Here is a 14,945-nt window from a genome sequence, read left to right as displayed (position 1 = left end):
CCATCACGAGTATTGTAGAGGGGATGGCCACACAAGAGTTGATCCTAGGGAGTTTCCCTTAGGACGAATCGTAACCTGCACGACGGGCCAGATGTCTACGTTTGATCGGGTGGCTGCGGCCCGCACCTTTCTGCCACCTCGCTCGATGCAGATGGAGAAGTTCTGCCGGGTGCCGTAGCCTCTCTCCGTCTGAGTGCGACGGAGAGAGGCGCAGCCGTATTCTTCAGCTGTTCGGAAATAGTCCTGCGGCAAAGGCGATACGCAGCGCTTCGGAAAGGCTGCGGACCTCGAGTTTTTCCATGAGGTTGGCACGGTAGATCTCGACCGTGCGGGGGCTGATGTCCAGTTCGAAGGCGATGATCTTGTTCGAGCGGCCTTCGATCAGGCCCTTCAATACGTCGGTTTCCCTTGGCGAAAGCTTGGCGATCTTGACCTCGGCGGCGTTGACTCGGGCCGCCGCCTCGCTGCCTTGTTCCAGCCGCGCAAAGGCGGTGTCGACCAGCTGCATCAGCACTTCGGCTTCGTACGGCTTTTCGACGAAATCGAGCGCGCCGGCCTTCATCGCCTGGACCGCGAGCCCGACATTGCCCTGTCCGGTCAGCACGATCGCAACGAACTTCGGGTTCTTGCCCAGCGCGTTGAGCACGTCCAGCCCGGTCGCCCCCGGCATGTGGAAATCGAGCAATACGACACCTGGGTCGAGATCGCCCACTTCCTGAAGAAACGCATCCCCTGAACGGTAGCTGCGGATCAGCAGGTCGTTGCGGATGGAAAGCAGTGTATGCAGCGATGCGCGGACCGCATCGTCATCGTCCACGATGTAAACCGTTCTCGTCATTGATCGTGACCCCCTTCGATCATCGGCAAGGTAAAACGAAAGATCGCGCCTCCTCCCGGCTGGTTGGCGGCACTCAGCGAGCCGCCATGTGCCTCGATGATACGCTTGCTTATCGAAAGTCCAATACCCATTCCACCGCGGCTGCCTTTTGTCGTGGTGAAGCGGGAGAACATGTTTTCCAATACTTGCGCAGGAATGCCCGGACCATTGTCGCTGACGGCTAGTTCCACCATCTGGTCGTCGGTCTTGCGCGATCCGATCGTGACGATGCGGTCGGGCCGGTCGCTACTGCGGAGCGCCTCCATTGCATTGCGCATCAAGTTCACCAGCACTTGCTGTACCTGTATGCGGTCGGCGAAGACGAACCTGACCTCGGGATCGAGCTGGAAAGCAATCCGGATATTGAAGTGGGTGGTGCCGACCTGCACCAGGTCGGCCGCGTCCCGCACCGTGCGCTCGATCGATTCGGCGCGCATCTCGACTTCGCCGCGCGCCATGAACGCGCGCATCCGCCGGATGATCTCCCCGGCGCGATGCGTCTGATCGGCGCCGGAGCGGAGCAGTTCGATGACTCGTTCCGCCCCTTCGCCCCGTTCGAGCAGCATCCGCGCGGCCGAAAGATAATTGGAAGTCGCGCTTAGCGGCTGGTTCAATTCGTGCGCGAGATCGGCGGCAAGCTCGCTCATCGCGCTCTGCCGGGAGACATGGGCGATTTCGGCGCTGAGATCGCTCAAGCGCTCCTCGGCCGCGAGCCGCTCGCTTAGGTCGCGGACGAACATGGTCAGCAGGAAGCGGTCGTCGACCCTGGCCACGCCGGTGCGGATCTCGATCGGGTAGCGGCGGCCGTCGGCCAGCTCCGCGGTGCTGGTGTGGACGTCACCGATCACGCCTTCGCCATGTTGCAGGAAGCGGCGGAGCACCGTCATGTGCGGTTCGCGCATCTGTTCCGGGACCAGGATCGTTGCGGGGCGTCCCACGACGTCGGTCGAGCGGTAGCCCCACAGCCGCTCGGCCGCGGCGCTGAACTGCTGGATGATTCCCTGGTCGTCGGTGACGATCATCGCGTCCGGAACGGCCTGAAGGATCGAGCGGAGCTGTGCCTCGCGCTGGCGCAGTTCCGAGTCATGTTCCTCGCGTTCGGTGATGTCGAGGATCACCCCCACCGTGCGCACGAGGTTCCCCTCATCGTCGTAGAAGGCGCGGGACGACCCTTCCACCGCGCGCACGCCACCATTGGGCTGGCGGAAGCGATAGCGGAAGCCGAAGCGGCCGGCCCGGGCCTGAACCGCGCGGGCAATGGTATCGAGGCTGCTCTGCAGGTCCTCGGGCGCGACCTGCGCGCTCCAGCTGTCGAAATCGGACATGCTTCCCGGGTACAGGCCGAGCCGCAATTCAGTGCCGGGCGACCAATCGATCCGCCCGCTCGCGACGTCCCATTCGAAGACACCCAATTCCTGCGCCAGCGCCGCGACGGCAAGCCGTTCCTCGGTTTCCTTCAACGCTTCGACTGCCTTCCGGCGCTCGGTCGCGTCGGTCATCTTGAGCGCGATCACCGGTTCCCGTCCCGGGCTGCTCACGCTGATGCCATGTTCTATCACGAAGATGTCCCGACCGTTGCGGTCGCGCTCCACCAGTTCCTGCGCAACGCCGTTCGTGGGGCGGGGCTCGGTCGGGCGGATCGGGCAGAAGGAGCGAAGCAGGGCGTATTTGTTCTGCCCCTGAGCTTCCTCCGCGCTCCAGCCGTACAGCTTCTCGCAGCCCGCCGACCAATAGACGATGCGCCCGGTGGCGGTGGTGATCGCGACCGTTGCCGCGTTCAGCGCCTCCGACAGCTCGATGGAGGTCGCCTGCGCCTTGGCGATCCGCGTGATTGACCAATAGGCGATCACGCCGACGATCATCATGTTGCACAGGGTGACCAGCGTCCCGGTCGCCGCCACCGACACGCCTTTTCCGCGCAGGAAGAAGAGTTCGAGGAGCGAAGGGATCACCGGCAGCAGCAGCGCTGCGGGCAGGAGCCCCAACATCCAAAGATTGCCGCGCCTGGAGGCGATCGCGCGTACCCAGCCCAGGTCGATGCTGAGGACGATCAAGGAGAGTGACAGCGCAAATCCGCATATCGCCGCGGGCATGGGCGCTATCAAGACTCGGGGCGTCGCGCCGCCGGGTTCGGAAAACAGCACCAGCACGATCGCCGCGGCGGACAGGCAGAGGATCAACGTCGCGACCAGGCCCGCTATCTCGGCCGACAGCCATTTGCGGACCAGCGAGCCATAGGCGGCCAGGGTCAGCAGGAAGAGAATGGCTATGCTGCTGACGCGAGGCCGCACGACGGCGCTGGCGTCGGCTGCCGCGCTCGGGGCATCCCCGATCAGACGCGCCACACTCCACACGTCGTGCGTGAGTGCCTCGACCAGATACGATTCCGCGACCGCCAGCGGCACAAGCCACAGCAATACCGCAACGCGCGGCCTCTCTGCTACCACCGCCAGCAGACCGGCAGCGAGTGCTAGATGGCCAAGGCTGGTCAGCGGGCGGACGGGAAAGGTGTCGAAACCGAAGGTTCGCAGTTGCGGAAAATCGAACAGCCAGCCCATCAAGGATGCAAGGCTGCATAGACAGGCAGCGACAGCAATAGCCGCTGCAATCGATCGGTTTTTCTGCCCCGCATCTACTAGCGGGCGCGATTCAACGCTGCTTACACGCAAGTCACCTGCCCCTGCACAGGATCCGCGAGGTCCCTCAAAGCCCCTACAGTGGTTAACAATATGTGCGAACCTCCGTAAAACTCCAGAGAAGACTTGTTCAACACACCAAATTGTCTGCGCGATTTCTGTTCCCTGCCGGCCCGCTTGCAATGCGCGATGAACCCGGCGATCACTTCAGGACGGCGCGGGCGGCCCGGCCGACCTTTGGGGGACAAGCATTTTGATTCGAGCGATGCTGATGGGGGCCAGCCTTGTGGCCCTGGCGGGATGCACGACTGCGCAAACCAGGCCCGAGACCGCGAGCGCGGATCAGTCGCGCGCGCCGGGCAGGGGAAAGGGGTATTCGCACGACCCTTACCCATCGACCTACCACGCCTATCCCGGTGCGGCGACGCTGGTGACCAACGTCACCGTGCTCGACGGTGAAGGCGGTCGGATCGAAGGCGGCTCGGTGCTGTTTCGCGACGGCAAGATCGTCGCGGTCGGGCAGAATCTCAGCCGCGACGCCGATGTGACGGTGATCGACGGGCAGGGCAAGTACGTCACCCCCGGCGTGATCGACATCCACAGCCACCTGGGCGACTATCCCTCGCCCGGCGTGCCCGCGCTGTCCGATGGGAACGAGGCGACCGGTCCCGTCACCGCCGACGTCTGGGCCGAGCACAGCGTCTGGCCCCAGGACCCGGGCTTCAGCCGCGCGCTGACCAATGGCGGCGTCACCACGCTGCAGATCCTGCCGGGCTCCGCCAACCTGTTCGGCGGACGTTCGGTGGTGCTCAAGAACGTCTATGCCCGCACGATGCAGGGCATGAAGTTCCCCGGCGCGCCGTACGGCCTCAAGATGGCGTGCGGCGAGAACCCCAAGCGCGTCTATGGCTCGAAGGGGCGGCAGCCCTCGACGCGGATGGGCAACATCGCCGTCGACCGCCAGACCTGGGCTAAGGCCGCGGAGTATAAGCGCCGCTGGGACCGATATGAGGACAAGGGCGGCGAGATGCCGGGCCGCGACATCGCCATGGACACGCTGCGCGGCGTGCTGGACGGTGAGATCCTGATCCAGAACCATTGCTACCGCGCCGACGAAATGGCCAACGTCCTCGATATGGCCAAGGAGTTCGGCTACAAGGTGACGGCGTTCCACCACGCGGTCGAGGCGTACAAGATCGCCGACCTTCTGAAGGAAAACGACACCTGCGCGGCGGTGTGGGCCGACTGGTACGGCTTCAAGATGGAAGCCTATGACGCAGTGAACGAGAACCTTGCCATCCTCGAAAAGCAAGGCACCTGTGCGATGATCCATTCGGACGACGAGAACGGCATCCAGCGCCTCAACCAGGAAGTCGCTAAGGCGCGCATGTCCGGGATCAAGGCGGGGTACGGCATCTCCGAAGCGCAGGCATGGCGCTGGCTGGCGATCAACCCGGCCAAGGCGCTGGGCATTGCCGACCGCACCGGCAGCCTGAAGCCAGGCAAGATGGCGGACGTGGTGCTGTGGAACGGCAACCCGTTCAGCGTCTACACCCGGCCGCAGATGGTGTGGGTCGACGGCGCGCTGCTCTATGACGCCAACAATCCGAAGCTCCGCCCGGTGTCGGACTTCGAGCTGGGCCAGCCGGGCGAAGGGGACGTGAAGTGATGAAGGCGCTGCTTCTTTCCGCCGCCGCGGCCATCGGGCTCGCGGCACCAGCCTGCGCGCAGGACATCGCCATCACCAATGCCAAGCTGGTGGTCGGCGACGGTTCGGCCCCGGTCGAGGGCGGCACCGTCGTCGTACGCGGCGGGCGCGTGGTCGCCGCCGGTGCCGGAGTGGCCGTCCCCGCCGGCGTGCGGGTGATCGATGCCGGAGGGCGCTGGGTATCGCCCGGCATCTTCGCGGGCTTCACGCGCATGGGCATCGTCGAAGTCGACGGCGTCGAGGCGACCAACGACACCAGCGCGGCCAATTCGCCGTTCGACGCGGCGCTCGACGTCGCCCCGGCGGTCAACCCGAAGAGCACCCCGCTGGCGGTAAATCGGCTGGAGGGCGTCACCCGCGCCGTGGTCGCACCCGACAACAGCAGCGGGTCGATCTTCGCCGGGCAGGGTGCAGTGATCGACACCGGCGCCGACATGGACGCGGTCACCAAACCGCGCGCCTTCCAGTTCATGGAATATGGCGAGGCTGGCGCGCGTGCGGCGGGGGGCAGCCGCTCGGCGGCGTACGCGCTGCTCAAGAACACGCTGTTTGAAGTGCGCGACTATGTTCGCAACCCCGCCGGCTTCAACGATCGCGGCAAGGAGGCGCTGCTCACCCGCGCCGACGCCGAGGCGCTGGTACCGGTGGTACAGGGCCGCACGCTGCTGCTCGCGCATGTCGAGCGGGCGTCGGACATATTGGTGCTGTTGCAGCTCAAGCGGGAGATGCCTGGGCTCAAGCTGGTGCTGGTCGGCGCGACCGAAGGCTGGACCGTTGCGCGTGAGATCGCGGCGGCGGGAGTCCCGGTGATCGCCTCCGCAGTGGCCGACCTGCCGTCGTCCTTCGAGCAACTGGCGGCGACTCAGTCCAACATCGGCCGGATGAAGACGGCGGGCGTGCTGGTCGGCATCGGCACGATCAACCAGGACGAAGCGCGCCAGGCGCGCTGGGAAAAGCAATATGCCGGCAATCTGGTTGCTCTGGGCAGGATCCCGGGCGCCAGCGGGCTGAGCTGGGGCGAGGCATTCGCCGCAATCTCTTCGCGCACCGCCGAGGCGCTCGGCATGGGCGACGAGTTCGGCTCGCTACGCAGCGGCCGGCGCGGCGACGTGGTGATCTGGGACGGCGATCCGCTCGAACTCGGCAGTTCGGCGACGCAGGTATTCATCGACGGTGTCGAGCAGCCGATGACCAGCCGCCAGACCCGCCTGCGCGACCGTTACTGGAACCCGCGCGAAGGCGCGCTTCCCAAGGCGTACCAGCACTGAGTGACTCCGGGCGGGCCGTTGCCCGCCCGGAACCTTGGCGGTGTCTGTGGCATTGCCGACTCTAAGCATCGGGAGATCTACATGAAGCAGTTGCTGTGGATGGCAGGCGCCGCGCTGGCGTTGGCGGGCTGCCAGGGTGCGCAGGAGCGGGAGCCCGCGTCGAACGCGGCGGCCAATCTCACCGCCAACGCGTCCGGCGAGGATATCGGCGCGCGGGTCGCGGCGCTTCCCGAGCGTGAGCGCAACGTGGTGTTCATCCGCGCGATCCTCGACGCGAACCTGCCGTGCCAGGCAGTCAAGACGTCGGAGCGGATGGAGGATCAGGATGGCCGGCCGCTCTGGCGCGCGAATTGCGATGGCGGCCAGAGCCACATGATCACGATCTCGCCCGACGGGACCGCCAACATCGTCAGCCGGTCGGACCGGTAGGGATTCCGTCACGTCGGGCTTGGGCGGGGGCTGCTGACGGCACTGCGTTCACGGGCGTGTTGGGAGTGAGGAAGAAGAAGCGTGACCCCGGTTCAAGGCCGGGGTGACGAGGGTGGGCGCTCCTCCCTTGAGGCTTCGCCGCCCTGTCAGGAGACAGGAAAAGAAAAGGGGAGGTTCCGATCGGAACCTCCCCTTCTTCGTTCGCGCTGTACCGGGCCTTAGAGCCCGACGACACCACCATCGGTCTTGCTGATCACGACCACTGCGGAGCGCGGGCGGATCGTCGCGCCGGCGGTGCCGGTCGCCTGGCTGTCGGGCCAGTGGCTGCTCGGCGCCGCGGGGGTGCCGTTCTCGCCGGGATGCTGGATGCCGACGAAGATCGTGCGGCCGTCCGGCGTGGTGTCGATGCCGGTGATCTCGCACTCCACCGGGCCCACGAGGAAGCGCTTCAGCGTCGCGGCGGAAGGGGCCGCCCCGACGCGTGTCGCCTGCGTCGACGTCACCCCGGCGGCGTTGCTGTTGGTGATGGTGCGCGCGCCGCCATCGCCCACCGTGCCCGGAAGCGCGGCGAGCATCATGCAGTTGGTGACGTCGGTATAGGCGCTGTCATCGGTCTGGAACCAGAGCAGCGGCTTCACTTGGCCGGCTGCGTTGGTGGAGCGGCTGAAATACAGGCCGTCCGGGCTCGAGAAATCCTGATCCGCGGTCAGGCCCGACACATTGATGTTCGCCGCGTCCAGATCGGCGCCGGCGCCGAACAGGTAGATGTCCCAGGTGAAGCTGGTCGCGTCAGTGCTGTTGCCGGTCTCCTTGAGACGGACGATATGGCCATTGCGGTTGCCGCGCGAGGTGCTGGGCGGATCGATGTAGACGCGCGGGTTGGCGGCATCGGTACGGCGCTGGCTGGCGGACGGCGTGTCGGCCGTCGTGACGCGATTGCCGTTGTTGGTGAGCGTCAGATACACGTCGCCGGTAACCGGATTGACGGCGGTCCATTCCGGACGGTCCATCGGCGTGGCGCCAAGAACGTCGGCGGCAAGGCGGGTGTTGACCAGCACGTCGGCCTGATCCGCGAACGGATAGACGGTGCTGGTCGCGGTGAGGCCGTTCTGCCCGAACACCAGTGGCAGCCACTGGCCGGTACCATCGGCGTTGAAGCGGGCGACGTAGAGCGTACCCTTGTCCAGATACTTGTCGCCGGTGGCCAGCCGGTCGGTCGCGGTCGCATCCGCGGCGACCCAGGCGGTATCCGACACGAACTTGTACATATATTCGTTCGTGGCGTCGTCGCCCATATACCATGCAGGCTTCTTGCCGGCGACGAATGCGCCCGGCCAGCAGCCCTCATGGCCCATGCGGCCCAGCGCGGTGCGCTTGCGCGGGGTCGAGCCCGGGCTGTACGGATCGATCTCGACGATCCAGCCGAACTGGTTGGGTTCGTTGCGGAAGTCCGCGGTCGCCGACGCACCCGACACGGTGGCGTTCCAGCGGCGGAAGAGCGTGTTCGTGGCATCTGCCGGCACGACCGTGGACCAGCTGAAATTGCCGTTTCCGGTCACGCCATAGCGGTTCAGCGCAGTGATTTCCTTCGCCGTGCGGCCTGCGATGTCGGCGAGCGGGCGGCGGAAATAGCCGGCCCAATTCTCTTCGCAGGTTATCGCCGTGCCCCATGGCGTGGTGCCGTTGGCGCAATTGTTGATCGTGCCGCGGCCCGTGGTGCCGTCGGCCGAATGGGCGGTCTTGATCAGGTCCGAACCCTTGACCGGGCCGTTGAACACCATCGGCGTGCTTGGGGTGATGCGGCGGTTGAGGCTGCTGGCCTGGTTCACGCTCCAGGCACGGGCGGCGTTCTGGCTTACTTCCGTGACGCTCACGCCGTGGCACTCGATCTCCTTGATCGCCTCGGCTTCGGGGCGGATGCCGCCGTTGCTGGTCGCGCCGTTCGGGTGAAGGTACTGCTGGTTGATGTTTTCGTGGTTCTGCACGAGCAGGCCACGCGCCGAGTTCGCCGCGTCACGCGCAGTGCCGGTCGCAGCCAGGCCGTACCAGTACAGCGCGTCGCCGTGATCGCCGATGCGCTGGGCGAAGTTGGTGTCGGTGCCGTCGTTCTTGTACGCGGGCACGTTGGCACCGATCGGATCACCCGTGCGGTTGATCACCTGGACCGTATAGCCCTCGGGGACGCTCACCACGTCCAGCTTGTTCTTGGCAACCGCCGCGAAGCCGAGCACTGCCGGGTTCACCGTGACGGTGGTGGTCGCGGTCGCCGCGTTCGACCCACCCGCAGCGGCGAGCTGGAAGGTGAACGTCGTCGCCGCCGACACTGCCGGCGCCATGAACGAGGCCTTCGCGCTGTTCGGGTTCTCGATCGTCACGGTCGGACCCGAGACTTGAGTCCAGGAATAAGCGGTCGCACCTTCCGCGCTGCCGTTCAGCGTGACCATGCGGCCTGCCGAAGTGGTGGTCGCGGCGCCGGCGTTCACCGTGGGGGCGCTGGGCCCGTCCGGGCGGTCGTCGTTCGAGTCGCATGCCGCCAGGACCGATCCGCCCAGCGTCGCGGCGACGATGGCCGAGCCGCCACGCAGCGTCTGGCGCCGCGAAAGGCGCTGGTCCGCCAGTTCGTTCAAGGTGATGGCCGAGCTGGTGTTGGTGTCGACGTCGCCATCGGAATAGCCGAAGGGCGTCTCGGTCAGGTCGTTCATGGAATGAGTCCCCCAGGACGCCGGGCCAATCGCGACCCGGTCTGCCTTGCTCTTGGAAGGGCTCGTTTACAGTGTGATGAGAGAGCGGCGGCTAACCGGTGACTCTTCGGCGACGATAATGTGACGCTTTGCTCCGGGGCGCCACAGCGCGTAAGCGGCGATTCGATGAAAGCCGGTGAGCCTGACAGGGACGATCTCGTACCGCCACGGGGCGAAAGCCTAGCGGCCCGCATCCTTCGTATCCGCCGGCGGCCTTCCCCAGATACCCCGCCGCCGCCGCGATGGCGCGAGGCGATGCTCGTCGCCGGGCTGATCGCGCTTGGGCCCGCGCTGACCCTGGCCGGCGCGAAGCTGCTGACGGACCGCGAGCGCGGGCAGGCCGCGCTACTCGAGGCGCAGCTCGCGCCCCGAACCGCCCGCCATGCCGAAGCCGAACGCACGCGCGACCGGCTCGCCTCGGTGATCGCCCGGCCGACCCTGACCGCCACCCTGGACGCCCTGGCCGGCGCGCTTCCCAAGGAGGCGAGCCTGGCGCGCGCCGAGCGCAACGCGGAGGGCGTGCTGCAGCTCGACGTGCGCGCGCCCGATCCGGACGCGCTGCGCAGCGCGCTGCGGCGCGCGCCTGGCTTTGCCGGCCTGCGCGAAATTGGCCAGCGGCGCGGCGACGCGGCGATGATCGTGTCGTGGCGCGGAGAAGCGGAATGAAGGGGCCACCTCTCGCCTGGGGCATGGCCGGCGGTGTCGCCTCGCTGCTCGTTCTCAGTCCCTTCACCGCGGACGCGGTGGGCAAGCTGGATGCTGCGCGGACGGTGCACGCCCGCTTGGCCGACGACGCCCGCCGCCCGGAGACGCCCGCGCCGCTTCTGAAGTCGGGCCTCGTGGTCGAGGCTCCGGACGAAGCAGCGGCCCGCGCCGCGATCTTCGCGCGGATCGCCGGCTTGTCTAAGGCCGGCGGAGTGCTGGTCGAGACGGTCGGCGCGGTGCCGATGCCGCACGGCTCGGCGGCGGTCCGGCTGCGGGTGTCCGGCGCCGAAAAGGCGGTGTTGGCATTCGCCGACGCGCTGGAGCGGCAGCGCCCGGTGATGCGGCTGCGCTCCTGGCGCGTCGAGCCGATCGCCGGCGGCGGCGTGCGCCTGACGGGCGAGGTGCTGGCGCCGTGGCAGTGACCATTCCTCGCCGCTGGTGGGCCGCCGCCGGCGCGGGAGCCTTCGCCGTGCTGATGCCGGCGCTGTTGCTGATTCCCCACACGCGCTCCGGGGCAGGGGGCGGGCAAGACGTCCCGCCGCCGCTGGAGGTGCGCGACCAGCCCGCGCTTGGTCCGGTGTATGAGCGCGCGCTGTTCACCGCGCCCGTCGATCAGGCAGAGGCGGCCTTGCCCGGCGACGCGCCCGCGCTGGTCGGCGTGGTCGGCCGGCTTGGTGACGACGCAGTGGCGCTGGTGCGCGGGGCGGACGGCGCCACCCGCACGCTCCAGATCGGGGAAAGCGTCGATGGCTGGCAACTCGCCGCGCTCGCGATCGACGCCGCTTTCTTCACCCGCGGCGCGCAGCGCGTCCGCGTGCCCTTGCCGGCCGGCTGAGCCCGCGCTCAGTAGATTCCGTCAATCTCCACCGTCAGCCGCGGAGTGGGCGGCGCGAGCAGCAGGCTGGAGCGGCGATTATTCGCCAGCTCGTCTGCACGCAGGCGGTTGTAGCGGTCCTTGGTCGCCGCCGACGCATCGCCCGCGTCGCGCAGGATCGTTGGCTTGAGGAAGATGAACAGCGTCCGTTTCGCGTGCTGTTCGCGCCGGCTCTTGAACAGCTCGCCGACGATCGGGATGTCGCCCAGGATCGGCACCTGCTGGCGCGTGTCCTGGTAGTCGTCGCTGATCAGGCCGCCCAGCACGATCGTCTCGCCATTGTCGGCGAGGACCGAGGTGTTGATCGCGCGGCGGTTGGTGATGAGGTCGGAAGCGCCGGAAACCGTGGTGTTCGCGATTGACGACGCTTCCTGGTTGACCTGAAGCCGGATCGTGTCGCCGGCATTCACCCGCGGCAGGATGCGCAGCGTGATGCCGACATCCTTGCGCTCGATCGTCGTATAGGGGTTCACGTCGCTGGAGTTGGTGAGGATCGATCCGGTCACGAACGGCACGTTCTGGCCGACGACGATCTCGCCGACGACATTGTCCAGCGTCGTGATCTGCGGCGTCGACAGCAGGTTCGCGCGGGTCGAGGTGCCCAGCGCCTGCACCAGGATCGAGAAGTTGTCGCCAAAGCCGATATTGCCGGACAATCCGCCGGTCAGCAGCGCCCCGGCGGGCACGCCGAGCGTGGTCAGGATGGCGCCGAGCGAGGGGCCGGCCTGGCCGCCGAACGAAGTGCCGACGCCGTCACGGTTGAGCGCCGCGCCGGCGGTGCCGAGCTGGATCGCCAGCGCTTCGGCGTCGTCGCCGGTGATCTCGGCGATGGCGGCTTCGATGATGACCTGGGGCCGCCGCACGTCCAGTTCGGTTATGAGCCCCTCGATCGAGTTTATCGCGGCCGGGGTGCCGCGCACCACCACGGCGTTCAGCTCGGGCGCGGGCTGCACCGTCAGGTCGGGGGTCGAAAAGCCCTGGGGCCGCTGCCCGGGCTCGCTGCTCATCTGCGGCTGGGCCTGAACGCCCAATCCGCCACCCAGCCCACCGGCGGCGGCGGCAGCGCCGATGCCGCCGCTGGTCGCCGCTGCGCTGTTCGGCAGCGCCGACAGGATCTGCGACGGGTTCTGCCGCATGAACGGGTTCGAATTGCCCCCCGACAGGCTGCGCGCGACGGGATTGTCGGCGCTCTCGCCCTGGCCCAGCACTCCGCGCAGCACGTCGGTGACGGACTCCGCGTCGGCATAGTTCAGGCGGAACATGCGCGTGATCGGCGTGGCGCCGCCCGGCTGGTCGAGCGAGAGGGCGATGCGCCGCGCCTCGGCCACCGCCGCCGGGGTGCCGCGTATGATCACCGTGTTGCTGCGGGCGTCCGCCGCGACGCGTGCACCGGTGCCGCTCTGCGCGTCGCCGAGCACCGCCTGAAGCGACTGGGCCACGTCACCGGCATTGCCGTTGCGCAGGGCGATCGTGGCGAAGCTCTGGCCGCTGCCGCCGTCCAGCTGGCGGGCGATCGCCTCCACCCGGCGGACATTGTCGGCATAATCGGTGACGACGATCGCGTTGGGTGCAGTCAGCGGCTCGACGCTGCCGAAGGTCGCGACCAACGGGCGGACAACGCGCGCGACATCGGCGGAAGGCACGTTGGCCAGCCGCACCATCCGCGTGACGAGCTCCTGGCCCCCGGCGGCGCGGCTCGGCACGCCGCCGTCGCGCACTGCGTTGGCGGCGGGCACCACCCGCCAGGCGCGGCCCGAACGCACCGCCGAAAAGCCATTGGCGCGCAGCACCGACTGGAACAGCTCCCACACCCCCGCCTTGGTCAGCGGCGTGGCGGAGGTGACGGTCACGGTGCCCTTCACCGCGGGATCCAGGATCAGCGTGCGCCCGGTGATGCGCGAGATCTGGTCGGCGACATCGGCGATCTCCACGCCGCGCATGTTGATCACGACATCGGCAGCCTCGGTTTCCGCGGTCTGCGCGATGGCGGCCATGGCATCCAGCGCGGTGCCGGCGAGCGCAAGGGCGGCGAGGGTGGAGCGGAGCTTGGACACGGGGTGCGGTCTCTTTTTCAACGAAGCGGGACGGTCAGCGTCAGCCGCTTGCCGTCGCGAAGGATCTGGATTTGTGCGGAGCCGCTCGCCTGGGCGGCGGCAAAGGCGGCGTTGGCGGCGGTCTGGTCGCTGAGCGAAGTGCCGTTGACCGACTGGATGACGTCGCCGGGCACCATGCCCGGCGGACCGTTGTCGCCGATCCGGTAGCCGCCGCTCACCGGGCTGGCGTCGAACCGCTGGAGCAGCGCCGCGGTGCCCGCAGCCGGTGGCGCCGACGGAACCGGCGTCACCGCGCCGCCCGCTGCCGGCGCTTGGGCGGGCTGGGCAGCGGCGGCAGCGGCGCGCTGTTCGGGCGAGAGGGTGGGATCGGGGAAGGCCAGGAACTCGCTGCGCCCGCCACTGGACAGGATGACGCGGTCGCGCAGGATCGCCTCGATCGTCGCGCCGTTCACCGCTTCTCCGACATGGAATGCCACCGCAGGCTGGCCGCTCACTGCGATAAACGCAGTGGAAAGCGACGTCGGCACCGCCGCCACCACGCCCTTGAGCTCCAGCGGCAGGCTGGTGGCCTGCGCAGCCTGCGTGGACGAGGCTTTGCCGAAAGGAGCAAGCGCCAGGGCAGGCGCGATGTCGGGCGCGACGGCGGGACCGGCACGTCCCGCGGGCACCATGATCGCCCCGGTGCCGGCATGGCCGGCGATCCGCCAGGTAAGTCCGGCCAGCGCAAACGCCACCGACACCACCACGGCGCCGGTCAGTATGTCGAGCAGGGTGCGCGCCTGGCGAGGAGTAAGGCTGAAGGGGGAAATCATCCGCGGCGACCGTCCACGAACCCGTCGAGCGATGCAAGAGGCGAGCGCTCCTTGCCCGCAAAGACGTTGATCCGCACGCGCTCGATTTCTGGATCGTCGGTCCGCCGCCGCTCCACGACGACTCGCCAGCGCTGGCCCAGCATCTCGACTTGGTCGCCGGAGCCCGTCACGCGCGCCTCCAGTTCGGCCAGCCGGTTCTCGGCGACCCACATCGCCGCGCTGCGGCGTTCCAGCCCCCGCGTCGAGTCGATGTGCGACTCGACCGTCCGCATCAGCCCCACCGTCGCGATGGCGAGTACCGCCAGTGCCACCAGGGCCTCGATCAGCGAGAAGCCTTCTTCCCCCGCGGCGCGCCTGATCATGCGGCGGGCGCCGGAGCGGCGCTGGCGGTAAGGCCGTCATAAGTGACGCGCCAGCGCTGGTCGCCGCGCTCGATGATCGCCGCCAGGGGACGGCCGACGCCATCGACGCCCAGCATCACCGGAGGACGGGTATTCAGGGTCACGACGATGCCGGCCGGCAGGCGGTGAAACGCCATCGCGTCATCGGTGCGCGCGATCATCCGCCCGTCGGTGCCGACGGTCGCGAAGCCATAGCCATGCTTCTCGGCCGTGAACGCGACGATCCGGTCGCCCAGCATCGCGTCGTCGGCCGCCGCCTGAAGGCGCATCGCCAGGCGGCGCGCCTCGGTCTCGACGGTGGGCGCGCGCGTGGCCGATCCGATCCCCAGCGTCACTGCACCCGCCGCGACGCCGATGATGGCGAGCACGATCAGCATCTCGATCAGGGTCATGCCTGCTTCGGCATGCCCTTGCTTGATGCTGTCCGCCCGCCGCATGGG

13 protein-coding genes are annotated in these 14,945 nt (G+C 68.0%); 6 read left to right on the top strand and 7 right to left on the bottom strand.

Annotated elements, in window-relative coordinates:
• Window positions 1-223: 223 nt before the first annotated feature.
• The gene (locus tag LZ586_RS06060; RefSeq protein WP_235078764.1) at window positions 224-838 is read right to left on the bottom strand and encodes a response regulator transcription factor; all 615 of its coding nucleotides are present in this window, start codon (window positions 836-838) and stop codon (window positions 224-226) included.
• Window positions 835-3,696 carry a PAS domain S-box protein gene (locus tag LZ586_RS06055; RefSeq protein ID WP_235078763.1) on the bottom strand — a complete coding sequence of 954 codons (2,862 nt, stop codon included), beginning with the start codon at window positions 3,694-3,696 and terminating at the stop codon, window positions 835-837. The genes LZ586_RS06060 and LZ586_RS06055 overlap by 4 nt, the downstream gene beginning before the upstream one ends.
• An 88-nt stretch (window positions 3,697-3,784) precedes the next feature.
• Here LZ586_RS06055 and LZ586_RS06050 point away from each other — a divergent pair, with 88 nt between their 5' ends.
• From LZ586_RS06050 to LZ586_RS06040, 3 genes are all read left to right on the top strand, one after another.
• A complete protein-coding gene (locus LZ586_RS06050) occupies window positions 3,785-5,182 on the top strand; it encodes an amidohydrolase (protein WP_235079744.1) in 1,398 nt (465 codons plus the stop codon).
• Window positions 5,182-6,489 carry an amidohydrolase family protein gene (locus tag LZ586_RS06045; protein WP_235078762.1) on the top strand — a complete coding sequence of 436 codons (1,308 nt, stop codon included), beginning with the start codon at window positions 5,182-5,184 and terminating at the stop codon, window positions 6,487-6,489. Before LZ586_RS06050 ends, LZ586_RS06045 begins: the two co-directional genes overlap by 1 nt.
• An 81-nt stretch (window positions 6,490-6,570) precedes the next feature.
• Window positions 6,571-6,918, top strand: coding sequence for a hypothetical protein (locus tag LZ586_RS06040; protein ID WP_235078761.1), 348 nt, complete (start codon window positions 6,571-6,573; stop codon window positions 6,916-6,918).
• A gap of 218 nt (window positions 6,919-7,136) precedes the next feature.
• On the opposite strand, the gene LZ586_RS06035 is transcribed toward LZ586_RS06040, so the two are convergent.
• Window positions 7,137-9,620: a PhoX family protein gene (locus tag LZ586_RS06035; RefSeq protein WP_235078760.1), complete on the bottom strand. Its 2,484-nt coding sequence runs from the start codon at window positions 9,618-9,620 to the stop codon at window positions 7,137-7,139.
• Between the two features lie 294 nt (window positions 9,621-9,914).
• On the opposite strand from LZ586_RS06035, the gene LZ586_RS06030 reads away from it, so the two are divergent.
• The 3 genes from LZ586_RS06030 to LZ586_RS06020 are packed head-to-tail and all read left to right on the top strand — an operon-like array spanning window position 9,915 to window position 11,199.
• On the top strand, window positions 9,915-10,325 hold the full coding sequence (locus tag LZ586_RS06030) for a hypothetical protein (RefSeq protein WP_235078759.1): 411 nt from the start codon (window positions 9,915-9,917) through the stop codon (window positions 10,323-10,325).
• Window positions 10,322-10,786 carry a hypothetical protein gene (locus LZ586_RS06025; protein ID WP_235078758.1) on the top strand — a complete coding sequence of 155 codons (465 nt, stop codon included), beginning with the start codon at window positions 10,322-10,324 and terminating at the stop codon, window positions 10,784-10,786. Before LZ586_RS06030 ends, LZ586_RS06025 begins: the two co-directional genes overlap by 4 nt.
• Window positions 10,777-11,199: a hypothetical protein gene (locus LZ586_RS06020; protein ID WP_235078757.1), complete on the top strand. Its 423-nt coding sequence runs from the start codon at window positions 10,777-10,779 to the stop codon at window positions 11,197-11,199. The genes LZ586_RS06025 and LZ586_RS06020 overlap by 10 nt, the downstream gene beginning before the upstream one ends.
• An 8-nt stretch (window positions 11,200-11,207) precedes the next feature.
• Here LZ586_RS06020 and gspD read toward each other — a convergent pair whose 3' ends face one another.
• From gspD to LZ586_RS06000, 4 genes are read right to left on the bottom strand one after another with little or no spacing between them, the layout of a single operon-like run.
• Window positions 11,208-13,292 (bottom strand): type II secretion system secretin GspD, encoded by a 2,085-nt coding sequence (gspD, locus tag LZ586_RS06015; protein WP_235078756.1) that lies wholly within the window; start codon window positions 13,290-13,292, stop codon window positions 11,208-11,210.
• A gap of 17 nt (window positions 13,293-13,309) precedes the next feature.
• Entirely contained in the window at window positions 13,310-14,104 is a 795-nt protein-coding gene (locus tag LZ586_RS06010) for a type II secretion system protein N (RefSeq protein WP_235078755.1), read from the bottom strand.
• A complete protein-coding gene (gspI, locus tag LZ586_RS06005) occupies window positions 14,101-14,466 on the bottom strand; it encodes a type II secretion system minor pseudopilin GspI (protein ID WP_235078754.1) in 366 nt (121 codons plus the stop codon). Before gspI ends, LZ586_RS06010 begins: the two co-directional genes overlap by 4 nt.
• Window positions 14,463-14,942, bottom strand: a complete 480-nt coding sequence (locus LZ586_RS06000; RefSeq protein WP_235078753.1) for a prepilin-type N-terminal cleavage/methylation domain-containing protein — start codon at window positions 14,940-14,942, stop codon at window positions 14,463-14,465. The genes gspI and LZ586_RS06000 overlap by 4 nt, the downstream gene beginning before the upstream one ends.
• Window positions 14,943-14,945 lie beyond the last annotated feature (3 nt).

Source organism: Sphingomonas sp. S2-65, from assembly GCF_021513175.1.
In the GTDB taxonomy this organism is placed as follows: Bacteria; Pseudomonadota; Alphaproteobacteria; order Sphingomonadales; family Sphingomonadaceae; genus Sphingomonas.
This window is presented reverse-complemented; position numbering and strand designations above follow the sequence as displayed.

Bases quoted from the DNA above. Each gene is read 5' to 3' on its own strand.
- LZ586_RS06060 (WP_235078764.1), bottom strand. From the start codon at position 838: ATGACGAGAACGGTTTACATCGTGGACGATGACGATGCGGTCCGCGCA.
- LZ586_RS06040 (WP_235078761.1), top strand. From the start codon at position 6,571: ATGAAGCAGTTGCTGTGGATGGCAGGCGCCGCGCTGGCGTTGGCGGGC.
- LZ586_RS06030 (WP_235078759.1), top strand. From the start codon at position 9,915: ATGCTCGTCGCCGGGCTGATCGCGCTTGGGCCCGCGCTGACCCTGGCC.
- LZ586_RS06010 (WP_235078755.1), bottom strand. From the start codon at position 14,104: ATGATTTCCCCCTTCAGCCTTACTCCTCGCCAGGCGCGCACCCTGCTC.
- LZ586_RS06025 (WP_235078758.1), top strand. From the start codon at position 10,322: ATGAAGGGGCCACCTCTCGCCTGGGGCATGGCCGGCGGTGTCGCCTCG.
- gspI (WP_235078754.1), bottom strand. From the start codon at position 14,466: ATGATCAGGCGCGCCGCGGGGGAAGAAGGCTTCTCGCTGATCGAGGCC.
- LZ586_RS06000 (WP_235078753.1), bottom strand. From the start codon at position 14,942: ATGCGGCGGGCGGACAGCATCAAGCAAGGGCATGCCGAAGCAGGCATG.
- LZ586_RS06050 (WP_235079744.1), top strand. From the start codon at position 3,785: ATGGGGGCCAGCCTTGTGGCCCTGGCGGGATGCACGACTGCGCAAACC.
- LZ586_RS06035 (WP_235078760.1), bottom strand. From the start codon at position 9,620: ATGAACGACCTGACCGAGACGCCCTTCGGCTATTCCGATGGCGACGTC.
- LZ586_RS06045 (WP_235078762.1), top strand. From the start codon at position 5,182: ATGAAGGCGCTGCTTCTTTCCGCCGCCGCGGCCATCGGGCTCGCGGCA.